This window comes from Phocaeicola sp. RTP21198st1_B8_RTP21198_201120 (genome assembly GCF_040929485.1).
In the GTDB taxonomy this organism is placed as follows: Bacteria; Bacteroidota; Bacteroidia; order Bacteroidales; family Bacteroidaceae; genus Phocaeicola; species Phocaeicola dorei.
On sequence record NZ_JBCOCI010000037.1, the window covers coordinates 1 to 23,279 of the forward strand.

The 23,279-nt window shown below is 41.9% G+C and carries 22 protein-coding genes, 1 tRNA gene and 1 pseudogene; 11 read left to right on the forward strand and 13 right to left on the reverse strand.

What is annotated here, in order from left to right; genetic code table 11:
- Positions 1–70: 70 nt before the first annotated feature.
- Positions 71–766 (reverse strand): annotated as a pseudogene (locus AB5935_RS13900) (transporter); the annotation flags it as partial.
- Between the two features lie 288 nt (positions 767–1,054).
- Between AB5935_RS13900 and AB5935_RS13905 the strand changes: the two are divergent.
- The 6 genes from AB5935_RS13905 (at position 1,055) to AB5935_RS13930 (ending at position 6,470) form a co-directional block, all read left to right on the forward strand.
- Complete coding sequence (locus AB5935_RS13905; protein ID WP_007835688.1) at positions 1,055–2,383, forward strand: cobyrinate a,c-diamide synthase; 1,329 nt, start codon at positions 1,055–1,057, stop codon at positions 2,381–2,383.
- Positions 2,380–2,955 (forward strand): cob(I)yrinic acid a,c-diamide adenosyltransferase, encoded by a 576-nt coding sequence (locus AB5935_RS13910; RefSeq protein ID WP_007835687.1) that lies wholly within the window; start codon positions 2,380–2,382, stop codon positions 2,953–2,955. Before AB5935_RS13905 ends, AB5935_RS13910 begins: the two co-directional genes overlap by 4 nt.
- Complete coding sequence (locus AB5935_RS13915; protein WP_038609606.1) at positions 2,955–4,445, forward strand: cobyric acid synthase; 1,491 nt, start codon at positions 2,955–2,957, stop codon at positions 4,443–4,445. Before AB5935_RS13910 ends, AB5935_RS13915 begins: the two co-directional genes overlap by 1 nt.
- Positions 4,438–5,448: a threonine-phosphate decarboxylase gene (locus tag AB5935_RS13920; protein WP_007835685.1), complete on the forward strand. Its 1,011-nt coding sequence runs from the start codon at positions 4,438–4,440 to the stop codon at positions 5,446–5,448. The genes AB5935_RS13915 and AB5935_RS13920 overlap by 8 nt, the downstream gene beginning before the upstream one ends.
- A complete protein-coding gene (cbiB, locus tag AB5935_RS13925) occupies positions 5,430–6,362 on the forward strand; it encodes an adenosylcobinamide-phosphate synthase CbiB (protein ID WP_038609609.1) in 933 nt (310 codons plus the stop codon). The genes AB5935_RS13920 and cbiB overlap by 19 nt, the downstream gene beginning before the upstream one ends.
- 35 nt (positions 6,363–6,397) lie before the next feature.
- Positions 6,398–6,470 (forward strand) — tRNA-Gly (locus AB5935_RS13930).
- A 5-nt stretch (positions 6,471–6,475) separates the two neighbouring features.
- Here the strand turns inward: AB5935_RS13930 and AB5935_RS13935 are convergent.
- Genes AB5935_RS13935 through AB5935_RS13965 form a run of 7 tightly spaced genes read right to left on the reverse strand, consistent with a single transcriptional unit; the run spans position 6,476 to position 11,375 of the window.
- Entirely contained in the window at positions 6,476–6,817 is a 342-nt protein-coding gene (locus tag AB5935_RS13935) for a DUF1622 domain-containing protein (RefSeq protein WP_007835682.1), read from the reverse strand.
- Between the two features lie 51 nt (positions 6,818–6,868).
- Positions 6,869–7,399, reverse strand: a complete 531-nt coding sequence (cobC, locus tag AB5935_RS13940) for an alpha-ribazole phosphatase (RefSeq protein ID WP_007835680.1) — start codon at positions 7,397–7,399, stop codon at positions 6,869–6,871.
- Positions 7,393–8,142 (reverse strand): adenosylcobinamide-GDP ribazoletransferase, encoded by a 750-nt coding sequence (locus tag AB5935_RS13945; protein ID WP_007835678.1) that lies wholly within the window; start codon positions 8,140–8,142, stop codon positions 7,393–7,395. Before AB5935_RS13945 ends, cobC begins: the two co-directional genes overlap by 7 nt.
- A 2-nt stretch (positions 8,143–8,144) precedes the next feature.
- On the reverse strand, positions 8,145–9,182 hold the full coding sequence (gene cobT / locus AB5935_RS13950) for a nicotinate-nucleotide--dimethylbenzimidazole phosphoribosyltransferase (RefSeq protein WP_038609612.1): 1,038 nt from the start codon (positions 9,180–9,182) through the stop codon (positions 8,145–8,147).
- A gap of 8 nt (positions 9,183–9,190) precedes the next feature.
- Complete coding sequence (gene cobU / locus AB5935_RS13955) at positions 9,191–9,700, reverse strand: bifunctional adenosylcobinamide kinase/adenosylcobinamide-phosphate guanylyltransferase (RefSeq protein WP_007835671.1); 510 nt, start codon at positions 9,698–9,700, stop codon at positions 9,191–9,193.
- Positions 9,701–9,704: 4 nt separating this feature from the next.
- Positions 9,705–10,229 carry an FHA domain-containing protein gene (locus AB5935_RS13960; RefSeq protein WP_007835665.1) on the reverse strand — a complete coding sequence of 175 codons (525 nt, stop codon included), beginning with the start codon at positions 10,227–10,229 and terminating at the stop codon, positions 9,705–9,707.
- A 15-nt stretch (positions 10,230–10,244) separates the two neighbouring features.
- Positions 10,245–11,375 (reverse strand): SPOR domain-containing protein, encoded by a 1,131-nt coding sequence (locus AB5935_RS13965; RefSeq protein WP_007835663.1) that lies wholly within the window; start codon positions 11,373–11,375, stop codon positions 10,245–10,247.
- A gap of 118 nt (positions 11,376–11,493) precedes the next feature.
- Here AB5935_RS13965 and AB5935_RS13970 point away from each other — a divergent pair, with 118 nt between their 5' ends.
- The 3 genes from AB5935_RS13970 to AB5935_RS13980 are packed head-to-tail and all read left to right on the forward strand — an operon-like array spanning position 11,494 to position 13,918.
- Positions 11,494–12,807 carry a UDP-glucose dehydrogenase family protein gene (locus AB5935_RS13970; RefSeq protein WP_007835657.1) on the forward strand — a complete coding sequence of 438 codons (1,314 nt, stop codon included), beginning with the start codon at positions 11,494–11,496 and terminating at the stop codon, positions 12,805–12,807.
- 20 nt (positions 12,808–12,827) lie between these two features.
- A complete protein-coding gene (locus AB5935_RS13975; protein ID WP_038609615.1) occupies positions 12,828–13,616 on the forward strand; it encodes a DUF4738 domain-containing protein in 789 nt (262 codons plus the stop codon).
- A gap of 8 nt (positions 13,617–13,624) precedes the next feature.
- On the forward strand, positions 13,625–13,918 hold the full coding sequence (locus tag AB5935_RS13980; RefSeq protein ID WP_164496732.1) for a hypothetical protein: 294 nt from the start codon (positions 13,625–13,627) through the stop codon (positions 13,916–13,918).
- 408 nt (positions 13,919–14,326) lie between these two features.
- Here AB5935_RS13980 and AB5935_RS13985 read toward each other — a convergent pair whose 3' ends face one another.
- Both AB5935_RS13985 and serB read right to left on the reverse strand, forming a co-directional pair.
- Positions 14,327–15,598, reverse strand: coding sequence for a DEAD/DEAH box helicase (locus AB5935_RS13985; protein ID WP_007842843.1), 1,272 nt, complete (start codon positions 15,596–15,598; stop codon positions 14,327–14,329).
- Positions 15,599–15,618: 20 nt separating this feature from the next.
- Positions 15,619–16,851 carry a phosphoserine phosphatase SerB gene (gene serB, locus AB5935_RS13990; RefSeq protein ID WP_007835642.1) on the reverse strand — a complete coding sequence of 411 codons (1,233 nt, stop codon included), beginning with the start codon at positions 16,849–16,851 and terminating at the stop codon, positions 15,619–15,621.
- 272 nt (positions 16,852–17,123) lie between these two features.
- Between serB and AB5935_RS13995 the strand changes: the two genes are divergently transcribed.
- Positions 17,124–17,618 carry a TlpA family protein disulfide reductase gene (locus AB5935_RS13995; protein WP_007835640.1) on the forward strand — a complete coding sequence of 165 codons (495 nt, stop codon included), beginning with the start codon at positions 17,124–17,126 and terminating at the stop codon, positions 17,616–17,618.
- A gap of 158 nt (positions 17,619–17,776) precedes the next feature.
- On the forward strand, positions 17,777–18,397 hold the full coding sequence (locus AB5935_RS14000; protein ID WP_007848929.1) for an HAD family hydrolase: 621 nt from the start codon (positions 17,777–17,779) through the stop codon (positions 18,395–18,397).
- Here the strand turns inward: AB5935_RS14000 and AB5935_RS14005 are convergent, their stop codons facing one another.
- From AB5935_RS14005 to lon, 3 genes are read right to left on the reverse strand one after another with little or no spacing between them, the layout of a single operon-like run.
- Positions 18,398–19,570, reverse strand: coding sequence for an LptF/LptG family permease (locus AB5935_RS14005; RefSeq protein ID WP_005842283.1), 1,173 nt, complete (start codon positions 19,568–19,570; stop codon positions 18,398–18,400).
- A gap of 10 nt (positions 19,571–19,580) precedes the next feature.
- Positions 19,581–20,711 (reverse strand): tRNA guanosine(34) transglycosylase Tgt, encoded by a 1,131-nt coding sequence (tgt, locus tag AB5935_RS14010; RefSeq protein ID WP_038609618.1) that lies wholly within the window; start codon positions 20,709–20,711, stop codon positions 19,581–19,583.
- 2 nt (positions 20,712–20,713) lie between these two features.
- On the reverse strand, positions 20,714–23,191 hold the full coding sequence (gene lon / locus AB5935_RS14015; protein WP_007835637.1) for an endopeptidase La: 2,478 nt from the start codon (positions 23,189–23,191) through the stop codon (positions 20,714–20,716).
- Positions 23,192–23,279 lie beyond the last annotated feature (88 nt).

Genomic DNA, 23,279 nt, shown 5'->3' on the forward strand with positions numbered 1-23,279 from the left:
AATCCTGAGCAACTTTTTGTTGCTCAGGTACTTAAAAAGTTTAATTTATAATAGTGTTGCGGAATTAAGGTTTTATTGTTTTACCTTCTACGGCTTCATTGCGTATTTCTAGTGAGATAGGGCGTACGGTCAGTTCTTGTAGATGTCCCAATCCCCGTTCCGCATCGGCTTCTTCGGTTTTTGTGTTGATGCGCAGGATATATTTCAATGCCAGCAGGGAGAGAATACATCCTACTACACCCAGTGGATAGGCTACGGCATATCCCAGTGCTATTTCGGGAGCGTCTATACCATTCAGATCACTGTTTGCTTGCTGTGCGGCACCTAGTCCCGGGGTATTTGTTACAGCACCCGAAAGAATTCCTACCATTGTGGTAATGGGGACACCTGTTATGAAATGGAGTATAATGGTGATGGTCACACCTAAAAATACAACCATCATGGCAAGCAGGTTTAGTGTGAATCCTCCTTTTTTGAATGCTGAGAAGAAACCGGGACCCACTTGTAGTCCGACTGAGTAGACAAATAATATCAGACCGAACTCTTTTAAGAAATGCAACAGATGTTCGTCCAGGTTCAGATTGAAATGACCGAATACAATTCCTACAAAAAGTATCCAGGTTACTCCCAATGAGATACCTGCCACTTTTATTTTTCCTAACATGATACCGAAAGCAATGACCAGTGAAAGAATAAGTACGGAATGTGCTACTCCGCCGCCCCATAAATTAGGGTACCCTTCAAAGAGATTTCTAAAAAGTTCCATAATTCATTATCTAGTTTAATTATTTATAGTATCAATTTTATAATTCAAAAAGTTGTCTTTCAAAATATTAGAGTAGGTTTTATGGGATAGGATGCTTCGTTTTATAGCTGTCATCCCGGCAAAATGACTGCAAAGGTAGCTTATTTAATTGATAAACCATAAAACTTTAATTGCTTTCTAAGGATATTTACTTGATATGTCGGAATTATGAATTAATCTGTTATTCTAATTTCGATAATTTGCAATTTGCACTATCTTTGTATCCGTTTTTAAAAGAAATACTAAAGAATGAAGCCACAATTACTCATAGGGGCCGCTACATCGGGAAGCGGAAAAACGACTTTTACGATGGGGTTGCTGCGGGCATTGCACAAACGAGGCCTGCGAGTACAGCCTTTTAAATGTGGTCCTGATTATATTGATACACAATTTCATACGCTGGCTGCTGACCATGAGTCGGTGAATTTGGATATTTGGATGGCATCAAATACCCATGTACAACATCTGTATAATAAATATGGAGATGGAGCCGATGTATGTGTAACCGAAGGAGTGATGGGATTGTTCGACGGTTATCAAAGAATGCAGGGAAGTAGTGCTGAAATAGCCAGATTGTTGAATATCCCTGTAGTGCTTATAGTAAGTGCGCGTTCTACAGCTTATTCTGTGGCTCCGTTAATTTATGGTTTCAAGCATTTTAATCCGGCTGTGAAGATTGCAGGTATTGTTTTCAATCAAGTATCATCTCCTTCTCATTTCGCTTATTTACGTGAGGCTTGTGTTGATGCAGGAGTAGAGTGTTTGGGGTATCTGCCTATGACAGAAGGGTTGAAAATTCCATCCCGGCATTTGGGTTTGACATTGACAGCCAAACGTTCCATGAACACCTTAATAGAACAGGCTGCGGAATTGGTTGAGAAATATGTGGATTTGGATAAGCTGCTGAGTATTTGTCATCGTAATTTCCCGTGTCGGTATACATTGCCTTATAGTTCTGAGATAGGGGTGGAAAGTTTTGCTCCTTCTGCTAAAAAGATGAAGATAGCCATAGCGCGGGATCCGGCTTTCAACTTTATCTATAGAGAAAACATAGACCGCTTGTCTGCGCTAGGAAGCATTACTTATTTCAGTCCTGTATATGGTAGTGATTTGCCGGATGCTGATTTGGTTTATTTACCCGGAGGATATCCGGAATTGTTTGCCCGTCAACTGCATCGGCGCAAAAAGTTAATGGAAGCATTAAGAACCTATGCAGAGGAGGGGGGGAAGATTTTGGCCGAGTGTGGAGGTATGATGTTTCTCACCCGTTCCCTGACAGTCCGCCAAGGAGGGACTGCATATGCCATGACGGGTATTTTGCCTTTGGATTGTACCATGGTGGGTGCCAGACTTCATCTAGGATATCGCCGTATAGAATATAAAGGGATGGAGCTTCGCGGGCACGAATTTCATTATTCCAATGTCGTTGCTCCTGATGCTATGCCTTCTGTAGCAAAACAATTTACGGCAAGAGGAATGGAAGTGAGTACCCCGCTTTATAGATATAAAAATGTGATAGCCGGGTATACCCATTTATATTGGGGAGAAACGGATATATTAAAATTATGGGAAGTATGAGGCGCATTTATACACGTACTGGGGATAAGGGCATGACAGGGATTCATGGTGGAGAACGGATACCTAAGGATGATATCCGTATCGAGGCTAATGGATGTATCGATGAATTGAATGCTGTTATAGGAATAATACGTTCACTTTTGCCGCAGGAGCACGAATGGCAATCCTTGCTTTTTACGATTCAGAAAAATATAATGGTAGTGATGAGCCATGTGGCCACACCATCGGCTCTTCGTGATGGGAATCCCAATATTTTGCCTGATAATTTATGCTCTTTTTGTGAGGAGGCAATGGACAAGTTGATGGAACAAATGGAGGATAATGGTTATTTTATTCTTCCCGGAGGAACACCTGTATCGGCACAGTTGCAATTTGCAAGGACTGTGGCACGTCGGGCAGAACGGAGATTATGGACTTTGCATAAACACGATCCGTTACCGGAAATCATACTTCGGTTTATCAACCGGCTGTCCGATTTATTTTTTGTTATGGCCCGTTATGAGATGCAACAGCAGAACTGGACGGAAGAAAAGTGGCAGTCCTTTGCCTATAAAAGAAAAAAGAAAGAGTGATGAAAAAGAAATTACACCCCATTATGTTGGCGGGAACAGGTAGTGACGTTGGTAAAAGTGTTATTGCCGCCGCATTATGCCGCATTTTTAAACAGGATGGTTATCAACCGGCACCTTTCAAGGCACAAAATATGGCATTGAATTCGTATGCCACTCCGGAAGGATTGGAAATAGGCCGTGCACAGGCTGTACAGGCTGAAGCTGCCGGAGTTCCTTGTCACACGGACATGAATCCTCTGTTATTGAAACCCAGCTCCGATCATACTTCGCAAGTGGTGTTAAACGGTCGTCCCATCGGTAATCGTAACGCTTTTGAGTATTTTCGCAAGGAGGGGCGTGAAGAACTGAGGCAAGAGGTAAACGCAGCCTTTGACCGTCTTGCCGCACGTTATAACCCTATTGTAATGGAGGGAGCAGGGAGCATTTCCGAAATAAATCTGCGGGATACTGATTTGGTGAATATGCCGATGGCCTGTTATGCGGATGCGGATGTGATTTTGGTAGCTGATATTGACCGGGGAGGAGTATTTGCCAGTGTCTATGGTTCGGTCATGTTACAAACTACTGAGGACAAGAAACGTATAAAAGGAATAATCATTAATAAATTCAGAGGGGATATCCGTTTGTTTGAGCCTGGTGTGAAGATGATGGAAGATTTATGTGGTATTCCTGTCTTGGGAGTAATACCTTATTATAGAAATATACATATTGAGGAAGAGGATTCCGTAGTCTTGGACTATAAACGGATGCAAGCAGTGGAAGGCAAAATAAACATAGCAGTTGTTCTGTTGCGTCATCTCTCAAACTTTACAGATTTCAACAGATTGGAACGGGATGAACGAGTGCACCTTTATTATACTAATAATACGGAAGATCTGGCCAAAGCTGATATTATTCTGCTTCCTGGCAGCAAAAGCACTTTGGATGACTTGTATGAGTTGAGACGGAACGGGGTGGCGCAAGCTGTCCTGCGTGCGCATAGGGAAGGGGTTACTGTAATGGGAATTTGTGGGGGATATCAATTGATGGGACTTGAGATTCACGATCCGGAAGGAGTGGAGGGAGAGATCCGCCAATTGCCGGGACTGGGACTGCTTCCCGTCATTACTACGATGCAAGGGGAGAAGGTGACACGGCAGGTGAATTTTCATTTTCTTGAGAATGCGGAAACTTGCCAAGGATATGAAATACACATGGGAGAAACCCGCCCGGTTCCGGGGGTGTCTGTAGTTCCTTTGAATAAACTGGAAGACGGTGGAGAGGACGGTTGTTTTGTAAACCAAAAATGTATGGGAAGTTATATTCATGGAATATTGGATAATCAGGCATTTATAGATTATTTACTGGAACCATACGCAGAAAAACTGGAGTGTCATATGGTGTTGGATTACCGGACTTATAAAGAAGAACAATATGATAAATTGGCAGAGCATGTACGCAGTCATCTCAATCTGCCTTTGTTGTACCAAATAATGAGTGGGAATGATTGAAGGACATGGTGATGATGCTTATAAGTATAAAGCAATAAAGATAAATTTCAGTTCAAACGTATATAATCATGTAGACCATAGCGGATTACATCAACATTTGTTTCAGCAGATGGAAAGTATCCGTACGTACCCCGAGCCGGAACCTTATTCATTGGAAAAGGTTTTGGCGAAACGGTTTCATCTTTCGTCTGAAGAGGTTTGTGTGACCAATGGGGCTACGGAAGCCATTTATTTAATAGCTCAGACATTCAGGAATCAGATTTCGGCTATCTTGATGCCGACTTTCAGCGAATATGCGGATGCTTGTCGTCTGCATGGTCATAAAGTGGTTCCTATATATAACTTGAACCGTTTGCCGGATAGGGGGAGGTTGATATGGTTATGTAATCCTAATAATCCCACTGGAGAGGTCAGGGAGAAGGAAGTCTTGACAGCCTGTATAAAACAAAATCCGCAGCGTATTTTTGTCATGGACCAGTCGTATGAATTCTTTACACAGAAGGCTTTGCTTACAGCCAGGGAGGCTGCGGAATTTCCGAATGTTATCCTGTTGCATTCCATGACAAAACGTTTTGCCGTGCCCGGCTTGCGTTTAGGATATATCACTGCATGTAAAGAACTGCTACATGAAATTCGGACACAGCGGATGCCTTGGTCTGTTAATCAGTTGGCTATAGAGGCCGGGCATTATTTATTGTCTTCTTCTCAATATGATATAGATATCTCTTTGTTGTTGAAGGAAAAAGAGAGATTAGCTCAATCTTTACTTTCAATAGGAGGAATGGAGATCTGGCCATCGGATACTCACTATATGTTAGTTCAATTGCGTATGGGAAAGGCAGCGGCTTTGAAAGAATATCTGGCAACAGAGCAGGGTATCCTTATTCGTGACGCATCCAATTTTGAAGGGCTGAATGAACACTTCTTCCGTATTGCTACACAAACTCCGGAAGAAAATGACAAACTGGTAGAAAGTATAAAGAAATGGACATATATGTATTAATTCTTCCGTTGTTGATAGGATGGATATTAGATAAATTGCTTGGGGATCCGGTAGGATTGCCGCATCCGGTGGTAGGATTCGGGAAGCTGATCTCTTTTTGTGAGGAACGATGGAACTGTGGGGCACATCGGATGTTGAAAGGAGGGGGGGCGGCTATTATGCTTATTTTGCTAGTATATGTAGGATCTGCTTTGGCATTGCATTATCTGTTTTTGTTGAATCGCTGGTTGGGGATCGCCCTCTCCGCTGTGCTTGTTTTCTATTGTTTAGCAGGGACTACACTTATTAGAGAAGTAAAACAGGTTTTTCTAGCTGCGGACCGTTCTTTAGAGGAGGGGAGAAAGCAGGTTTCCCGTATTGTAGGGCGTGATACCTCAGAACTGACCGATCAGGAAGTGCGTATAGCTGCTTTGGAAACGTTGGCCGAAAATTTGAGTGACGGAGTTATTGCTCCGCTGTTTTGGTATTTGCTTTTGGGAGTTCCCGGTATGCTTGCCTATAAAATGGTTAATACGCTTGATTCTATGGTAGGCTATAAGAACGAACGTTATTTGCAATTTGGTTGTGCCGCTGCATATATTGATGATATGGCGAACTATATTCCGGCTCGTTTAACCGCACTTTTAATGGTTTTGTCTGTGGGGCGTCCCGGTTTGCTGAGATTTGTAGGTAAATATGGTAACCGGCATGCAAGTCCTAATTCAGGTTATCCGGAGTCTGCTTTAGCAGGTATCTTGAATTGCCGTTTTGGAGGTCCTCATGTTTATTTTGGAGAGATAGTCTATAAACCTTTTATTGGAGATAAGGATCGGCTTATCCATACACAGGATATGCATAAAGCTGTCGATATAAACAGAAGAGCAGAAATTTTGATGATTATAGTAAATATTGTTTGCTTATATTTGGTCAGCTGAAAAATATATATTACTTTTGTTCCTGTTTTAGAGATGCGGCAGTAGCTCAGTTGGTAGAGCATCAGCTTCCCAAGCTGAGGGTCGCGGGTTCGAGTCCCGTTTGCCGCTCTTTTTTATTTTTCTTCACTTTCCAATTCTTTTATTTCTTTATTGAGGAACACGGACAGGATGGTTCTTAAAACAACAATACCTCCCAATAGGGCTAATTCATTCAAGGTTGGTTCCAATACTGTTTTCAAAATATCCGAAGCTATTAGGAATTCTAAGCCAAGAAGCAGATAAGTTCCGAATGTGGCTCTTAGTTTTCGTATATTGGTAATGGAATACCCTCCGGTAAAGCGTCGTATTTCATTCTTCAAAAAAGAAATAATACCTATCAACGCTCCGTATGTGACAATCAAAAGGCTTGTCACACTTATAACAACAGCTAATAAATCTAGGAAATGAGTAAGCATATTTATTTGTCTTTATAAATAGAACAAATAAATAAGCGATATGTTCTTGCATCACGATAATTTTATCTTGACAATTCCTCCATAAGGAGTGAGTGCGCTAAATGCCTCTTCGGGTTTAATGATACCTGCATAAATTTGTGCGTTCAGTAAAATGCCGCCATGAGCAAAGATCGCGACTTGTTCATACGGTTTTTGGCGAAGCTCGTCTAGAAAACCGGCAACACGCCGGTATTGATCTTCAAAAGATTCTCCATTGGTCGCTTTTACATGCAGATAATCTGCATACCATCTTTCCAAGTTAGCGTCGGCAATTTCATCGAACCGATGCATTTCCCAATCTCCGAAGTTTAGTTCTTTCAAGCGGTCGTCCCGTTCTGCATCCGGGTAGCCGCAAAAGGTAGCCAGGCGTACACAACGGGTTAACGGACTGGTATAAACTTTATCAAAAGATAGACCTTGTAAATTGGCTGCCGTTTGAGTTGCCTCCGTTTCAAAAGTCGGCTTTAAGGGTACATCCGTCTGTCCGTAACAAACACCTTGCGGAACATCAACAGCAGTATGACGCATTAAGTATATTACCATAGGTTTGTATAGATTAAGTTTATAGTTAGATAAAAAGAAAACTCACATAATAGGAAAGTCGCTCCGCAACAATCACCGGTATATCCTTGCAGGCGTCTGCGCATGAGTGACATTAAAAGGATGAACATCATAGCAGGAGCGATGGCTGCCCACCAGTATCCTTTATCCAGTAATAAAAGCATAGGCAGGGTTCCGGCCATAAAAGCGGATAATAAAATACCTGGACTCATACGGTCATATATGACCTTCGCTTTCGATTCTTCTTCTTTACGGGCGTATGGAAGCGTGTTGATGATTTGTGCGGCACAAAACTTGCTCCAGGCATCTCCGCTTAGTATGGCCGCACATGCCAAGGGTACAGAAAGTGTGGTGAGTATATTCCACATCAATCCATAATAGAATAATAATCCGAGCACTCCGTATGTGCCGATATGTGAATCCTTCATGATAGACAGAATCTTGTCACGTGATGTACCGCCCCCGAAGCCGTCGCAGAAGTCTGCCAATCCATCTTCGTGTAAAGCACCCGTTGCTAGTAACCGGGCGGCCAGCGCCATGAGCACAGCTATCTGTACAGGTAGAAATTCTGCAGTGATCCATAGAGTGCCTGCCATGATACCTCCTGTCAGCCATCCTACAAAGGGCCAGTAATCCACTACTCGTTTAAAGTAAACAGGTGGTACATTAGCTATTTTCCAAAACGGAAGGCGTGTGAAAAAAATGAGGGAGGCAAGCAGTTTCATGGTTAAAAATATTTAGTGATGGCGGCATGGGCGAAATTGTCCATCTCATTTATCATGTTTACAGAGGAAACGATGATAGGATAAGCGCATATCGCTCCTGTTCCTTCTCCCAAGCGGAGACCTAAATTTAATAAAGGGCGCACTTTCATGGCATCCAATACTAGTTTATGACCGATTTCATCTCCCTGATGTCCGAATATGGCATACGAGAGAACTTCCGGATGAAGTTTTGAGGCGGCTAGAATGCAATTGGTCATGATGAAGCCGTCCACTAGAATAATCATTCTTAATTCTGCTGCCCGGAGCATGCCGCCTATTGCCATAACCATTTCATATCCTCCGAACCAAGCGATGATATCTTTTACGGAACCGTTACCGGTATAATGGTTAACCGATTGTTTCAATACATTATATTTATGACGGATGCCTTCTGAATCCAGTCCGCTTCCTGCACCCACACATTGCTCTAATGAGATTCCTGTCAGCAAATGCATCCAGATAGAAGAAGGGGAGGTATTACCAATACCCATTTCGCCAAAGCTGACCACATTGCAACCGTCTGCATGAATCATATCCGTTATCTTTGCTCCACGTTCCAGGCATAATTCCATTTCTTCCATACTCATAGCGGGGCCTTTTAGAAAACTGTGCGTGCCACGTCCTACGCTACAGTTGATAATGCCTTTCTCGTAAGGAAGATCGTAATCGACCCCTGAGTCTACTAATACAAGCTTAAAACCATGTTGGCGGCATAAAAAATTAACTCCGGCACCTCCATGCAAAAAATTACTTAGTTGTTGCCAAGTGATTTCTTTGGGAGACTTGCTTACCCCTTCTTCTACTATACCATGATCGGCTGCAAAAAGTACGTTGTGCGGATGGCTTAATGTAGGGGAGAGGGTTTGTTGGATTAATCCGATTTGCAATGCAAGATCTTCCAGAACACCCAATGAACCTTTGGGCTTTGTCAAATTGTTGATTTTGTCTATCAATGCCTCCCGAAAGCTTTCATCGGGATACTCAATATGAAAGTTTTTCATTGTATTTATTATTTTATAGGAACAGGAATTCCCGATACCATCAAATATACTTGGTCTGCTTTTGAAGCTATATATTGATTCATCCAGCCCTGTAAATCTGTAAAGCGGCGTTGAATGGCGTTTTCGGATACTGCTCCGGAACCTATTTCATTGGTTACGAAAATAAAAGTGGCATCTTGCCGGATAAAATTATCAAACTCCTGTTTGACTGCCTGTAATGCAGCCTCTACATCCGCATCCAAATCAAAGAAAAAGTTGGTACACCATAAGGTGACACAATCAATCAATACTACATTATCCTTTACTTGATGGCGGCTTAGTTCTTTTTCTTCTTCTATATTCGTCCATTCCGATCCGCGTCTTTCTTGATGTTTGATAACGCGTTGGCGGAATTCTTCATCCCAAATACGGGAAGTAGCTATATAAACGGGAGTGGGTGATAAGCTTAATGCCAATTTCTCCGCGTATGAACTTTTTCCCGAACGTTGGCCTCCTGTGATTAAGATAATACGTTTCATTGTTCTACTTCTCGGTGGCACGCAGAATCAGCGTAGTCGCACCTAATGTGATGATAGCGCCTTCCTCGATTCGTATCCGGTCCTTGTTCCCCAAAATCTCGTTCATCAGAAATGTTCCTGTAATGCTGTCATTATCACGCAGGGTATAAATGATTTCCCCTTGTTTGTTGCGTTTCACATTAATGATACAATGCCGTCTGTCCATGCTCGGATCTGATGTTTCGATGGGAATATCCACTTCAGTGCCTTTGCTTCTGCGTCCTATCAGGTTGTCACCTTCCATCAGGGGTAATACTTGTTTGTATCCGAATACATTTTCTACTACTACGATACTTCCAAAATCCTCTTTATTGGCTTGTTCGTCCAATATTTCTTCTTTACGGGTTGCTTTCAGTTTGGACTTTCCGATACGGATGCTGAATTGTTTTTTACAATGGTCACATACAAAGACCAACGACTGGCCTTCTGTATATTTGGTTTCATCAAAAGTTATATAGTTGTCACATTTGGGACACAAAACTCTTTTCATAAAAAATAATCTTGTTTATTTAGAACTCAATATCCATGCATTCTTGAATGCATCATTTTGTTTCAGTTCATTTAATTTCTTATAAGCAGCGGCTTTATCTGCAAAGTTGCACAAAGACAGGCGATAACGTCCGTTACCTTCTATGATTGTTACATCCTTATATCCTTTTTGCTTGTACTCATTAAGTACTTGCTGCGCGTCATTGGCTGTCGGTAAACTGGATACGATGATATAATAATTATTTTTTTTACTGCTCGAAGGTGTTGCTGTTTCTTTCTTCTCAAGGGCAGGTTTACTTACAGCGACAGGCTTGGCAACTGGCTGTTCTGTACTGTTCAAATTTGCTGCAACAGCATTCTTGGGTACTGCTTCTTGTGCTTTTCCTACCTTTTCTACTTTTACAGTTACAGGTTTCAACGTGTTTTGATTATTTTTGATATTCGTCTTCTTGGGTTGCTGCGGTCTGGAAGGAACGGTTATCAAGGTCGTTGCCAAAGATTGGGAACGAATGGCGTCAAACAGACCATCCGTACCTAAAGAAGCATAATTACCTTTGTCCACATATGTGTTCTCTACCGGAACAGACAAGAAGAAAAATAAGACTACAGCTATTGCCACAGCTACTGCATTTCCTATCCACTGACGTTTGAAACGTACTGTTCTCTTTCTTTTTTCTTGTTGGGGAAGTAATTCTCTGGTTGTTGCAGACGTTGTTGAAGTAAGATATTCTAATCTGGTGATAGAAAACGAACTAAGTCCGTATAAGGTAGGTGATAATGCACCGTCCTCATTGGGATGAAACTCGTATGTGCTATGAATATTATAATGTAAGACCCCTATACCATGCATTTCTGCACATCCGTTTTGGTATAGTTGTTCTTTCAATCCGGCTACTTCTTCTTCTATCATGCGTGTGGCATCAGGAAAATCGGTGTGATGAGCTTGCATATACGATTGAGCTAATAAACCATCGTTTATAGTCAATTGGGGATTGAAACCAATAGTACGTACAGGGGGAAGATAAAGATTTTCCTCCTTGATATACCGTGCCGGTTGATAGTGCGCTATAAAACCGCCAAAGTCTGGAATAATCACACAGTCATTTTCCAGTAACAGAATTTCTATATGTCTAGCCAATTCAATCATATCGCAAAATTAGCATTTTTATTCCGTTTCAGCGCAACTTTTATGGAAGAAAATAACAACTCACTCATAATTTATTGTAATTTTGCAGCGAAAAAGTTAGACTAACGAATTAAATAAAATGAATATAGCGATTGTAGGGACCGGGTATGTAGGACTTGTTACCGGAACATGTTTTGCCGAAACTGGCGTAGACGTAACTTGTGTAGATGTAAATGCGGATAAGATTGCTAATCTGCAACAGGGTATTATTCCTATTTATGAACCGGGATTGGAAGATATGGTCTTGCGTAATGTAAAGGCTGGACGTCTTCATTTCACCACTTCTTTAGAGAGTTGTCTGGACAATGTGGATATTGTGTTCAGTGCAGTGGGCACTCCTCCTGATGAAGACGGAAGTGCTGATTTGCGTTATGTGCTTGAAGTTGCCAAGACGATTGGTGCTAATATGAAGAAATATACCTTGGTCGTGACCAAGAGTACGGTGCCTGTGGGTACGGCACGAAAAGTAAAAGCGGTCATCCGAGAGGAATTGGAGAAAAGAGGGGAGTCGATAGATTTTGATGTGGCTTCTAATCCGGAATTTTTGAAAGAAGGTAATGCTATCGACGACTTTATGAGTCCGGACCGTGTAGTAGTGGGCGTAGAGTCGGAAAGGGCTAAAAAACTGATGACCAAGCTCTATAAACCTTTCATGCTGGTTAACTTCCGCGTTATTTTCATGGATATTCCTTCTGCCGAGATGACTAAATATGCGGCAAACTCCATGTTGGCCACCCGTATCAGCTTTATGAACGATATTGCCAACTTGTGCGAACTGGTGGGAGCTGATGTAAATATGGTACGTGACGGAATAGGTTCCGACAGTCGTATCGGGCGTAAGTTCTTGTATCCGGGATGCGGTTATGGTGGCTCTTGTTTCCCGAAAGATGTGAAGGCGTTGATTAAGACTGCCGAGCAGAATGGTTATTCCATGCAGGTGTTGAAAGCGGTGGAAGATGTGAACGAGAATCAGAAAGGCATTTTGTTCGAGAAACTGGTAAAGGTATTCAATGGAGATTTGAAAGGCAAAACAGTGGCTTTGTGGGGACTTGCATTCAAGCCCGGTACGGACGATATGCGTGAGGCTCCGGCTTTGGTACTTATTGAGAAATTGAAACAGTCGGGTTGCAATGTCCGCGCATACGATCCTGCTGCTATGGATGAGTCCCGCCGCCGGATAGGAGAGTCGGTTTATTATGCGCACGATATGTATGATGCGGCTCTTGATGCGGATGCGTTGATTCTGGTAACCGAGTGGAAAGAGTTCCGTCTTCCTACCTGGGGAGTAATCAAGAAGGCGATGAAACAGCCTGTAGTGCTTGACGGACGAAATATTTATGATGGTGACGAACTACAGGAAATGGGGTTTGTTTATCATTGCATCGGTCGATAAATAAAATAGAGAGAATAACCATGTACAAACGTTTTTCGATAATAATGTTGGCTGTTGCGCTGTCTTCTTGTGGAACTCCGCAACAAAAAGCATCCGCCCTGGAAGAGAACAAGGAGGCAAAATCTTTGTTGGAAGGTATATGGTTGGACGATAATACGGAAACGGCATTACTGAGGGTGAAAGGCGACACCCTGTTTTATGCAGATGCCGCTACAGCTCCCGTTGCTTTTAAAATTATAGGCGATTCGTTGATTACGTATGGTGCACGGACTAATGGTTATAAGATTGAGAAGCAGGGGGAGCATATTTTTTGGTTTCATTCGGCTGTGGGAGATGTGATACGTCTGCATAAGTCTGATACAGAGAATGATTCTCTGGCATTTATCCATACTCGGGAAATCCCTGTTTATAACGAAGTTATTAAGAAAGATTCGGTGGTGACATACGATAATGTCCGTTATCGCGGATATGTGTACATTAACCCGTCAAAGATTAAAGTAATGCGTCCGGGAGTTTCGGAGGAAGGACTTGGGGTGGATAATGTATATTATGACAATATCATACACATTTGCGTGTATGAAGGCAGGAAGAGTCTTTATGCCAAAGATATCACCAAGCAGATGTTCAAGGGGGTGGTTCCGGATGATTTCTTGCAATGGGCTATATTGTCGGATATGGATTTTATGGGCGTCGATTCTAAAGGGTATCATTATCAGGCCACGGTATGCGTACCTGACGGCGCATCTTGTTATATGGTCAATATCACTGCTGGCAAGGATGGAGGACTTGCATTCGAGTTGGTAAGGTAGTCGTGGCTATGTCATTTTTTCGTTTAGCGATTACTATTTGGTCGCTATCATGCTCTATAGAGAATACCCCGAAAAATCCTTCAAAAGCTTCAGTCTGCTCGCAAATGCCCTGCCTGTCGGTATTCCGGCTGAAGGATTGGGCTCGGGAATTCTTCAGCTGGAGATTGGAATCCTTCAGGCGGATTGGTGGTTCTTCCGATTCTTGGGGAATCGGTTTTCCTGAAGGATATTTTTCGGCTGAAACATTTCACAATGCATATCCTTCAGTCGGAATGCCGATGGGCAGGGCGTTTGCGGAATAGCTGAAAGATCTGAAGGAAAAATAAGGTGTTTCGGCATGTAGATGCCGTTATGGAAAAAACAACAGGTCAAATTTTAAAAAGCTCTTGTTCTTTCAATGAAAACGTCTTGTTCTTTTTTTTAAAGACCTTGTTCTTTTCTGAAAGGAACAAGACGTTTGAAAGGTTAGTAACGTGCATACCGGAAGGTTAGTAACGTGTCACCTCATACGTTACTAATGTGTGGGTTGTAAGGTTAGTAATGTTACAGGTGAAAGATTATATATCCTACAAGCAATACATATAATGGATGTTTGTGATTGCCCCGCATCTATTTTGCAGAGAGCCATGAAGTGACTTTCTTCATAAAATAAAATTGGAGGAAAACAAGTCCGTCTTCCTCCAATGATTTTTAGATATCATCTCTTCCGTCTATTCTTTTGGGGTGTTTCTTCTATTATTGGCACCGGGCGTACCGTTCTTTTTCCCCTTATAATTGCCTTGTTTTCTGGAACTGCCACCTTTGTGATTGCTACGACCGGCGCCACTTCGCGGGTTGTATTCGGGCGCTTCTCCCAATTCCTCGGGAACCGGGATTTTATAGATATTCCTACCCAAGAAATTTTCAATAGCTTTGAATTGGGTCTGCTCTTTCTCACTGACAAAAGTAATGGCGCAACCATCATGGTTGGCACGAGCTGTACGGCCGATGCGGTGTACATAATCCTCGCTGTCATGTGGTACATCGTAGTTGATTACCAAACGAATATCGTCAATGTCTATTCCTCGCGAAACAATATCGGTAGCAATCAGGATATTGATTCTGCCACTTTTGAATTCACGCATAATCTGTTCCCGCTGGGACTGCTCCAAGTCTGAATGCATTTCACCTACGTTCAGTTTCATCCGCTTGAATGCTTGTGTCACCTCCTTTACTTTCAATTTGGAAGAGGCAAAGATAATGACCCGTTCAGGTGTTTGATCCTGGAACAGGGATTGAATAATTCCCAATTTCTGGCGTTCATAACAGATATAAGCCGTTTGGATAATCTTTTCCGCAGGTTTTGAGACCGCTAATTTTATTTCTACCGGATTGTTTAAGATCGTTTTTGCCAATTGTTGTATTTTAGCCGGCATAGTGGCCGAGAACATGATGGTCTGACGTTCTTTCGGCAGATATTTCACTATTTGCATAATGTCATCCGAGAATCCCATATCCAGCATACGGTCCGCTTCATCAAGAATAAAGAAAGAAACTTTAGACAAGTCTACGTAACCTAGGCTGAGATGACTTATCAGACGTCCCGGAGTAGCAATGACTACATCGGCCCCCAAAGTTAAACCTTTCTTTTCTTGCTCGAAGCGCACACCATCGTTTCCTCCGTAAACAGCTACGCTGGATGCCGGTAGAAAATAAGAGAAACCTTCCATTTGCTGGTCTATCTGTTGCGCTAATTCGCGTGTGGGTGACATGATCACACAATTGATGGCATCTTCCGGATATCCGCCTTTGCTTAATTGATTAAGAACGGGCAAAAGGTATGCGGCAGTCTTGCCGGTTCCGGTCTGTGCCACTCCGATCAAATCTTTTCCTTCAAGAATGACCGGTATGGTATGTTCTTGTACAGGAGTGCATTCTTCAAATCTCATGGCATCTAATGCCTGAAGCACCCCTTCTTCTAAATTTAGTTCTGAAAATTTCATATATATAGTTACTTCTTTCTTTAGAGTTTGCCGCGTTCTTCCAGGTAAGAGTCCTTGAAACCTAGGAAATAGAGGACGCCGTCCAATCCGATCGTATTAATGGACTGTTGTGCGTTAGCCACTACTTTGGGTTTTGCATGGAATGCTATACCCAGGCCGGCTTCGGACAACATGGGTAAGTCATTCGCTCCATCTCCTACAGCAATAGTTTGTGCTATGTCCACACGTTCTACTTGAGCGATCAGTTTCAGCAGTTCGGCTTTACGTTTTCCGTCAACTACATCTCCCAGATATCTTCCGGTTAATTTGCCATTTACTATTTCCAGTTCATTGGCATATACGTAATCTATGCCGAATTTATCTTTCAGATAATTACCAAAATAGGTGAATCCACCGGATAGGATGGCTATTTTGTAACCATATCTTTTCAACACGAACATCAGACGTTCCACACCTTCGGTGATGGGAAGGTTTTCTGCGATTTCTTTCATTACGCTTTCATCCAGTCCTTTCAGCAAAGCCACCCGTTCTGTGAAGCTTTCTATGAAATCAATTTCTCCACGCATAGCTCGTTCTGTGATTTCTCGTACTTGGTCACCCACACCGGCGCGTTCGGCTAATTCATCTATACACTCTGTCTGTATCAATGTGGAATCCATATCGAAACAAATCAAGCGTCGCATACGTCGGTACATATTGTCCAGTTGGAAAGAAAAGTCCATTTCCAGGTCACTGCTCAGTTTCATTAACGCCTGTTGCATTTCTTCCCGTTGGTGGGGGGTGCCACGGACGGAGAATTCGATACAAGCCCGTACATTCGCTTTCCGCTCATCCAATGGAATACGCCCTGTAAGACGTTTGATAGCATCAATATTTAAACCTTGTTCCGCTAATATTCCTGTGACTGCTGCGATTTGTTTGGCTGTCAGCTTGCGTCCCAGTAAAGTCAGGATGTACCGGTTCTTGCCTTGCATATTTACCCATTCCTCATATTCTTCCACAGTAACGGGATAGAAACGGATATTGATGCCTAATGCGGAAGCTTTAAATAGCAACTCTTTCATGATATTACCTGAATCTTTTTCCTGGCTTTTGAATAAAATGCCTAATGACAGGGTGCTATGAATATCGGCCTGGCCAATATCCAAAATGGTAACATCATACTTTGACAAAATCTCCGTAATGGAAGCGGTTAATCCCGGCCGATCAAGACCGGTAATTCTGATTAAAATAAGTTCAGTATTATTATTCATACTTTGTGGTTGCTATTTACATATTGCAAAAGTACGTAAATAAATCCTTATCAGCTATATTTTCTGCATTCTTTTTTCTCGATGAAAAGGATGATTTTATGCTATATAACATATTTTTTGAGAAAAAATCTTGGAGTTGATTTCAAAACTCCTTACCTTTGTCGCAGATTTCTAATTTAAATGGTATTGATTATCAGTACTAAAGATAATGTTCCGGGTGGAAATCACTGTTTAAGGGCAGTCTCGGATAGTATTAACTAAGATCGAATTACATGATTAAAAATGTAAAGTGGATTTTTGTTGTATTAATTATTAGTTCCTTGATTTCATTCTCTTTTGTAGGGAAAAACACGCCGACAGAAGGCTTGACCATAGGAGACAAGGCTCCTACATTTACTATCTGTGGCGAAAAGCAGTTGATTGACTTGAAGGATTTAAGAGGTAAATATGTACTGCTAAGTTTTTGGGCCAGCTATGATGCTCTGTCAAGGATGCAGAATGCTACTTTGAATCATGCCATCGCGCAGGCCGACAATGTAGAAATGGTTTCCGTTTCATTTGATGAATACAAGTCGATATTTAACGAAACCATTAAAAAAGACCAGATATCAACTTCTAATTGTTTTGTGGAATTGGCTGGTGTTTCATCGGATCTATATCAGACTTATCGCTTGAAAAGAGGCTTTAAGAACTTTTTGTTAGATGAAAATGGCGTTATTGTTGCCAAGGATATCACCGTATCCGAACTCTCTTCTTATTTGAATTGAGAGAACATTTCCGAAAGGAAGAAAAATACAACAAAAATAATTACCGTGGATTCTCAATGGAATCTGCGGTTTTTTTTGCTATATGGTATTTTATTGACTTACATCATTTATCATTCACAATCAAATGCTTACCTTTACGGCGGATAAATAAAAAGGTTATGAAACAGATTAAGAATATTGTGTTTGATTTCGGCGGGGTTATCATTAGCTTTGACCGTGAACAGGCTGTAAAGGCGTTTGAGCGGATAGGAGTGAGGGAAGCGGACAGTTTATTAGGGAAATACCATCAGCAGGGGATTTTTCAGGAAGTAGAAAATGGGAACATGGACGCTGAAACTTTCCGCTGTGAATTGAGTAAAATTTGTGGGAAAGAATTGACTTATCAAGATGTGGAAAATGGGTGGAAAGGATTTGTTACGGACGTGCCGCAATATAAATTGGATTACTTGAATGAGCTTCGTAAGAAGTACAAGGTATATATATTGAGCAACACCAATCCTTATGTGATGGGATGGGCGAGGAGTAATGCATTTACTTCTGCGGGAAAGCCATTGGACGCTTATGTTGATAAGATTTACACTTCCTACGAAGCCGGTTCCACCAAGCCGGATCCTGGCATCTTTAACTATATGATAAAAGATAGTAAACTGAATCCGGCTGAAACAATATTTGTAGATGACGGTGCGGCCAATATTGTTATTGGTAAAGAACTGGGCTTTATTACGATGCAACCGGAGAACGGCGAGGATTGGCGTCAAAAACTAGAAAAGCTCCTATAATTATTTAGGAGCTTTTCTGTATAAATAGATAGCAATAAATGTGTAAAGTATATTAGGAATCCATACCGCTATAATAGGAGGGGTGTTTCCGTTGACAGCAAAGGTTGCTGACACTGTTTGGAACAAAATGTATGAAAAACTAAGTGCTAACCCTACTCCTAAATGCAGTCCCATTCCTCCTTTCATTTTTCTGGATGATAAGGAAACACCAATGGTTGTCAAGATAAAAGCGGCAAAGGACATGGCTATACGTTGGTAATATTCAATTTCAAATTCCTTTATGTTGGCGAACCCGCGTCTTTTCTGCTTGTCTATATATTCTTTCAGTTCAGGGCTTGTCATGGTTTGTTGCTGCCCTTTCATAATCAGGAAATCTTGAGGCTCCATTTTAATGATCGTATCCAAACGGTCACCACGAGTGATTTTTTCACGCATACCTTCCATCTCACGTATCATATAGTTCTTGATTGTCCATTTGTGTACAGATGCTGTATCATAAGTGACACTTCGGGCAGTAAGGTGGGCAACTAGTTTCTTGTCATCAAACTTGTCTAAGGAGAAGCGGTATCCCGTTTTATTATAATTTTCATAACGTTCTATGTAGGCAATGACCCCGCTGTCTACTTCCAGTTGCACATTCCGCACATATTCCTGTTTCTTTTTTTTCTTATAACGGTCCTCAAAATCCAAACGGGTTACATTTCCCTTAGGTATGACGTATGCTCCCAGTCCGAAAGTAACAACGGAAATGATTGCAGCCGAAATCATATAGGGCCGCATCATTCGTTTAAAACTCATTCCGGTGGAGAACATGGCAATGATTTCCGAGTTTTCTGCCAGCTTGGAAGTAAAGAAGATAACAGCGATAAAGACAAACAAGGGGCTGAACAGATTGGAGAAGTAAGGGATGAAGTTCATGTAATAATCAAATACAATCGCTTTCAGCGGGGCTTTATTATTGATGAACCTGTCTATATTTTCGTTCACGTCAAACACTACTGCAATGGAGATAATCAATGCAATAGCGAAAAAGTAGGTTCCCAGAAACTTCTTAATGATATATATGTCCAGTCTTTTCACCCATTTATCCAGTTTCAGCCAACTGATATTCGGCTTCCACCATTTTTTATCCTTTGGGGATGAATCTGTGTTTGTCTTGAACCAATTCTTCATTTCTAGTAATTTATAATCTTGTAGATAAGCGTTTTACCATCATTGGTTTCCACGTAGAGAAATCTCCTGCAATGATGTGTTTACGGGCCTCGCCTGCTAGCCACAGATAGAATGCCAAGTTGTGGATAGAAGCGATTTGCATGGCCAGCAGTTCTTGTGCGTGGAACAGATGGCGCAAGTAAGCACGGCTGTACATGGTATCTACATACGATGCCCCTTCGGCCTCGATAGGAGAATAATCATCCTCCCATTTCTTGTTGCGCATGTTCATTATGCCGTTTTTAGTGAACAACATTCCATTGCGTCCGTTCCGGGTCGGCATTACACAATCAAACATATCTACACCGCGTTCTATACCCTCCAGTATATTTACCGGTGTACCGACTCCCATCAGATAGCGGGGCTTGTCTTTGGGTAAGATTTCATTGACAACCTCTATCATTTCGTACATTTTCTCGGTTGGCTCACCTACGGCTAAGCCACCGATGGCGTTTCCGTCAGCTCCCTTGGAGGCAATATATTCCGCTGATTGTTTGCGTAAGTCGGGATAAACACAGCCTTGCACTATGGGAAATAATGACTGTTGATAACCATATTTGGGAACGGTTTCGTTGAAATGTTTTATGCAACGGTCCAGCCAACGATGGGTAAGCTGCATTGATTTTTTTGCGTATTCATAATCTGCGGTTCCCGGAGTACATTCGTCAAAAGCCATCATGATATCTGCACCGATAGTCCGTTCAATGTCCATCACCCGTTCAGGAGTGAACAAGTGCTTCGAACCGTCTATATGTGAGCGAAATTCCACACCTTCTTCTCTCATTTTGCGGATACCTGATAAAGAGAATACCTGAAAACCACCACTATCAGTCAGCATAGGACGGTCAAAACCATTGAATTTATGCAGACCTCCGGCACGTTCTATTATATCCAGTCCCGGTCGCAAATACAGGTGGTAAGTGTTTCCTAGGATTATCTGCGCTTTAATGTCCTCTTTCAACTCATGCAAATGCACGCCCTTCACCGTTCCCAATGTGCCTACAGGCATAAAGATGGGGGTTTCTATTTGCCCGTGGTCAGTCGTTATCAATCCGGCACGGGCATTCGATTTAGGGTCTGTATATTGTAAGTCAAAAGTCATATTTATTTCTTTTCTTCTGTTTTTTGATTGGTAATATTAAAATCAATGGCACCGTTTACTTTTTCATTGGTGAGAGCTAAAGCCAATACTTCTTTAATATCCGTGACATAATGGAATGTCAGTCCTTCTAGATACATCGGCTGAATTTCTTCAATGTTCTTGCGGTTTTCCTCACATAAAATGATGTCTTTGATTCCGGCACGTTTGGCGGCTAGAATCTTTTCCTTGATACCGCCTACGGGCAGGACTTTTCCACGTAATGTGATCTCGCCTGTCATTGCCAGGTTTGCTTTTACTTTACGCTGGGTGAGGGCGGATGCCAATGACGTCACCATGGTGATACCGGCTGACGGACCATCTTTGGGGATAGCTCCTTCAGGTACATGGATGTGGATATTCCAATTGTCAAAGATATCCTCCTGTAAATTCAGCAGTTTGGTATGTGCCTTAAGATATTCCAAAGCCAGCATAGCCGATTCTTTCATTACATCACCCAAGTTCCCGGTCAACGTCAGTTTACCGCCTTTTCCTTTGCTCAAACTGGTTTCTACAAACAAGATCTCACCTCCGACAGCTGTCCACGCCAGCCCTGTGACAACACCGGCGTATTCATTTCCTTGATATTTGTCACGGCTATATTCTGGCGTGCCTAGGTATTTGCGTACATCGGCAGGTTTTATTTCATGCATCACTTCATAGCCGTCACGTGCAAATTCCAACGCTATTTTACGCATTACCTTGTTTATCTTCTTCTCAAGTTCGCGTACCCCACTTTCACGAGTATAATTTTCTACAATACATTCCAAGGCAGCTTTAGAGAACTTCACATATTCTTTTTTAATGCCGTTGGCTTCCAGTTCTTTGGGGACAAGATGCCGGCGAGCTATTTCTACTTTTTCTTCTGTGATATATCCGCTGACTTCTATCAACTCCATACGGTCCAGCAGAGCAGGAGGGATGGTGCTCAAATTGTTTGCCGTAGCGATGAACATTACTTTAGACAAGTCGTAATCTACATCCAAATAGTTATCGTGGAAAGTGTTGTTCTGTTCGGGGTCAAGCACTTCCAGCATAGCGGAACTGGGATCTCCGCGGTGGTCACTGCCCAGTTTGTCTATTTCGTCCAAAATGATAACCGGATTAGAGGACTCGGCTTTTATCAAACTTTTGATGATACGGCCCGGCATGGCACCGATATAAGTTTTACGATGGCCACGGATCTCGGCTTCGTCATGCACACCACCCAATGACATACGTACATATTTACGTTTCAATGATGCCGCTATGGAACGCCCTAAAGAAGTTTTACCGACTCCCGGAGGACCATAAAGGCAGATGATGGGTGATTTCATATCACCTTTTAGTTTCAGCACTGCTAAATGTTCAAGGATACGCTCCTTTACTTTCTCTAGTCCGTAGTGGTCTTTGTTCAATGTCTTTTCGGCATTACTTATATTCAGGTTGTCAGTGGTAAAGACATTCCAAGGTAATCCTAACAGGGTTTGCAAATAGGTAAGTTGTACATTGAAATCTGGTGATTGGGAATTTGTCCTTTCCAATTTGGAAACTTCTTTTTCAAAAAGTTCTGCCATTTCCGAACTCCATTTTTTGGTTCTTCCTTTTTGGCGGAGTTCATCTATCTCATCTTCCTGTCCGGCACCCAGTTCATCCTGTATGTTTTTAATTTGTTGCTGCAAGAAATATTCGCGTTGTTGACGGTCAATATCTTCGCGTGTACGCATTTGAATGCTTTGTTTGATATCAGCCAATTGTACTTCACGATTTAAGATCTTGACCAGCATATACAGGCGGCTTTGCAAATCGCCAGCTTTTAGCAATTTTATCTTTTCTTCTACCGGAATAGGGAAGTTTGCACAAATAAAGTTTACCAAAATTTCCGGATTGTCCAAGTTCTTGATTGCAAAAACAGTATCCGGGCTCATCTTCTCGGAAGCCTCTATGAACTTGCTCGTCAAATCCTTGCAGGTGTCAATCAATGCTTTGAATTCGTCCGTTTCCAGTTGGTCATTTGCCTCTGGAATAGGAGTCACTATTCCTTTCAAATATGGAGATGTTTTTGTGATACTGTCCAAATGTACTTTGGGCCCGTTTGACTGCATAATTACTGTGGTATTTCCACCTGGCATTTCGAATACACGGAGAATCTTCCCAATAACTCCTACATGGTACACATCATTAAAACCAGGATCATCCATGTCTCCCTGTATCTGACAAACTACCGCTATGGGAAGTTTTTTCTTGTATGCAGCATTTACCAATTTCAATGTGCTGGGGCGTCCAATGGTTACAGGCATTACTACAGATGGAAACATTACCATGTTGCGTAAAGGCATAACAGGTATTTCTTTATTAAATTCCATAGCAGTTACTTCATCCGGATCCGTTTGGATTTCAGCTAACATAGAGATGTCATCGTTATCAGTATTCAACAAAATATCCTCTTTCTTATTCCTCTTCATAATTTATTCCTCTTGTGTTAAATTGAGCCCAATGCCCAAAACGGGGACAAAGTTAATCATTCCTTGTCGAATAAGGAAAATTAATGGG

Excerpts from the sequence above, each read along its gene's own strand:
- lon (WP_007835637.1), bottom strand. The coding sequence starts at position 23,191 with ATGAAGAGGAATAAGAAAGAGGATATTTTGTTGAATACTGATAACGAT.
- AB5935_RS13965 (WP_007835663.1), bottom strand. The coding sequence starts at position 11,375 with ATGATTGAATTGGCTAGACATATAGAAATTCTGTTACTGGAAAATGAC.
- AB5935_RS13960 (WP_007835665.1), bottom strand. The coding sequence starts at position 10,229 with ATGAAAAGAGTTTTGTGTCCCAAATGTGACAACTATATAACTTTTGAT.
- AB5935_RS13970 (WP_007835657.1), top strand. The coding sequence starts at position 11,494 with ATGAATATAGCGATTGTAGGGACCGGGTATGTAGGACTTGTTACCGGA.
- AB5935_RS13985 (WP_007842843.1), bottom strand. The coding sequence starts at position 15,598 with ATGAAATTTTCAGAACTAAATTTAGAAGAAGGGGTGCTTCAGGCATTA.
- AB5935_RS13915 (WP_038609606.1), top strand. The coding sequence starts at position 2,955 with ATGAAAAAGAAATTACACCCCATTATGTTGGCGGGAACAGGTAGTGAC.
- AB5935_RS13910 (WP_007835687.1), top strand. The coding sequence starts at position 2,380 with ATGAGGCGCATTTATACACGTACTGGGGATAAGGGCATGACAGGGATT.
- serB (WP_007835642.1), bottom strand. The coding sequence starts at position 16,851 with ATGAATAATAATACTGAACTTATTTTAATCAGAATTACCGGTCTTGAT.
- tgt (WP_038609618.1), bottom strand. The coding sequence starts at position 20,711 with ATGACTTTTGACTTACAATATACAGACCCTAAATCGAATGCCCGTGCC.
- AB5935_RS13980 (WP_164496732.1), top strand. The coding sequence starts at position 13,625 with ATGTCATTTTTTCGTTTAGCGATTACTATTTGGTCGCTATCATGCTCT.
- cobU (WP_007835671.1), bottom strand. The coding sequence starts at position 9,700 with ATGAAACGTATTATCTTAATCACAGGAGGCCAACGTTCGGGAAAAAGT.
- AB5935_RS14005 (WP_005842283.1), bottom strand. The coding sequence starts at position 19,570 with ATGAAGAATTGGTTCAAGACAAACACAGATTCATCCCCAAAGGATAAA.
- AB5935_RS13935 (WP_007835682.1), bottom strand. The coding sequence starts at position 6,817 with ATGCTTACTCATTTCCTAGATTTATTAGCTGTTGTTATAAGTGTGACA.
- cobT (WP_038609612.1), bottom strand. The coding sequence starts at position 9,182 with ATGAAAAACTTTCATATTGAGTATCCCGATGAAAGCTTTCGGGAGGCA.
- AB5935_RS13905 (WP_007835688.1), top strand. The coding sequence starts at position 1,055 with ATGAAGCCACAATTACTCATAGGGGCCGCTACATCGGGAAGCGGAAAA.
- AB5935_RS13995 (WP_007835640.1), top strand. The coding sequence starts at position 17,124 with ATGATTAAAAATGTAAAGTGGATTTTTGTTGTATTAATTATTAGTTCC.
- cobC (WP_007835680.1), bottom strand. The coding sequence starts at position 7,399 with ATGGTAATATACTTAATGCGTCATACTGCTGTTGATGTTCCGCAAGGT.
- AB5935_RS13975 (WP_038609615.1), top strand. The coding sequence starts at position 12,828 with ATGTACAAACGTTTTTCGATAATAATGTTGGCTGTTGCGCTGTCTTCT.
- cbiB (WP_038609609.1), top strand. The coding sequence starts at position 5,430 with ATGGACATATATGTATTAATTCTTCCGTTGTTGATAGGATGGATATTA.
- AB5935_RS14000 (WP_007848929.1), top strand. The coding sequence starts at position 17,777 with ATGAAACAGATTAAGAATATTGTGTTTGATTTCGGCGGGGTTATCATT.
- AB5935_RS13920 (WP_007835685.1), top strand. The coding sequence starts at position 4,438 with ATGATTGAAGGACATGGTGATGATGCTTATAAGTATAAAGCAATAAAG.
- AB5935_RS13945 (WP_007835678.1), bottom strand. The coding sequence starts at position 8,142 with ATGAAACTGCTTGCCTCCCTCATTTTTTTCACACGCCTTCCGTTTTGG.